The sequence below is a fragment of the Clostridium sp. CF012 genome (assembly GCF_018861755.1).
Classification (GTDB): domain Bacteria; phylum Bacillota; class Clostridia; order Clostridiales; family Clostridiaceae; genus Clostridium_AD.
Genome location: NZ_JAHLEF010000084.1, coordinates 1 through 1,889, shown reverse-complemented (window position 1 = coordinate 1,889; position 1,889 = coordinate 1). Strand labels below are relative to the sequence as shown.

General features: G+C 37.6%; 1 protein-coding gene. It reads left to right on the top strand.

Going from position 1 to position 1,889, the window contains the following annotated elements:
* Positions 1-492 precede the first annotated feature (492 nt).
* Positions 493-1,788, top strand: coding sequence for a group II intron reverse transcriptase/maturase (gene ltrA / locus KPL50_RS26290; protein WP_216301429.1), 1,296 nt, complete (start codon positions 493-495; stop codon positions 1,786-1,788).
* Positions 1,789-1,889: the final 101 nt, after the last annotated feature.

Below are 1,889 nucleotides of genomic sequence, written 5' to 3'. Positions count from 1 at the left end.
AAATTCCAATTGTGCGCCCAGCTAAGGGTAATTAACCTAGCAGGTGGAAATCCTGTCTGAGTAAGGTCTAGCCAACCAACAGTAGCGAGTCTTGAGTTGTCATCAGTAATGGTGAGAGCTAAGCGTAGACAGCGAGAAAGTAGGGTTGAAAAGCTATTGAGCCTCGAAATTTTGTATATCAGAGGGCTGACGTCTTAATTGGTGCGGAAAGCAACATCACATAGGTCGTAATGGCAAGAACTATGTGGCACTGCGGGGTCAAAGGGCCAATCATGCTTTACATTATGGTTAATTGTCAACTGGGGAGAGCCTGTCGTTTCTTAGAAATAAGTATGACAAACAACAATAAAACGTAGAATGTCAAATGGACGACAGGCAGTCGGATAGTCCCATAGTACTGCTGAGACTGGGTAATGCCAGTGGAGGGAAGGGGACTACGTAATAACAATCTTTCTGAGGACACATCATCTGTACTCAGGGACGGGAGAAATGATGGGAACAAAATTAGAAAGAATAGCAGAAATATCAGCAAATACACGCAAACCAGAATTTACTTCGCTATATCATCATATTAATGATGATATGCTTAGACAGTGCCACAAAGAGCTAGATGGAAATAAGGCAGTTGGCATTGACAGAGTTACAAAAGCAGAATACGGAGTAAATCTGGAAGAAAATATATCTAACTTAGTAAAACGGTTAAAGAACAAGTCATATAAGCCATTACCATCATTAAGGGTATTTATACCAAAAGGAAATGGTAAAACGCGACCGTTAGGAATTGTGTCCTATGAAGATAAAATAGTACAACTAGCAGTAAAGAAGATACTAGAAGCAATCTATGAACCAAGATTTTTGAGAAATATGCATGGTTTCAGACCGAAATGTAGTTGTCATGATGCTATCAAAGAAGTTTATAACAGAATGTATCAAGGAAAAATAAACTATATTGTTGATGCGGACATCAAAGGCTTCTTTGACAACATGAGTCATGAATGGATAATGAAATTTTTGGGGGTATACATAAAAGACCCAAATCTCCTATGGCTTATTAATAAATACTTGAAAGCTGGAGTAATAACTGACGGAGTATTTGATGAAAGTACAGGCGGCTCTGCACAAGGAAATATCATAAGTCCAATAATAGCCAATATTTATATGCATAACACTTTGATGTTGTGGTATAAGGTTGTTTTTACAAAAGGTATAAAGGGAGATAACTTTTTGACAGTTTATGCAGATGATTTTATAGCAGGCTTCCAGTATAAATGGGAAGCTGAGAAATACTATGATGAACTCAAGGAAAGAATGGGAAAGTTCAACCTAGAACTGGAGGAGAGCAAAAGCAGATTACTGGAGTTCGGTAAATTTGCAGAAAGTAATCGGAAAGCAAGGGGAGAAGGTAAACCAGAAACATTTGATTTCTTAGGCTTTACGTTTTATTGTGGGAAAAGTCGCAGAGGGTATCCATGTGTCATGTTACAAACAAGTAGCAAGAAATTTAGACAAAAACTAAAAGACACTAAAAAGTGGCTCTATGAGAATAGAACTATGCGAGTTAAGGAAATGATAAAGTCATTAAATCTCAAATTGGTTGGACATTATAGGTACTATGGAGCATCTTTCAATGGTAAGATGCTAACAAACTTTCTGCATAGAGTACAGCAATTTATATTTAAGACACTGAATAGGCGAAGTGATATGAAAAGCTATAGCTGGGATGGCTATTTAGAAATGCTGAAATATTATCCTTTAGCGAAACCAAAGATATATTTTAAGTTGTTTTAACTGTGAATGTTATTATGAGGAGCCGTATGCGGGAAAGCCGCACGTACGGATTCTGTGAGGGGCTTACATTGTGAGGTGTAAGTCTACTCGACTGTAGAGTT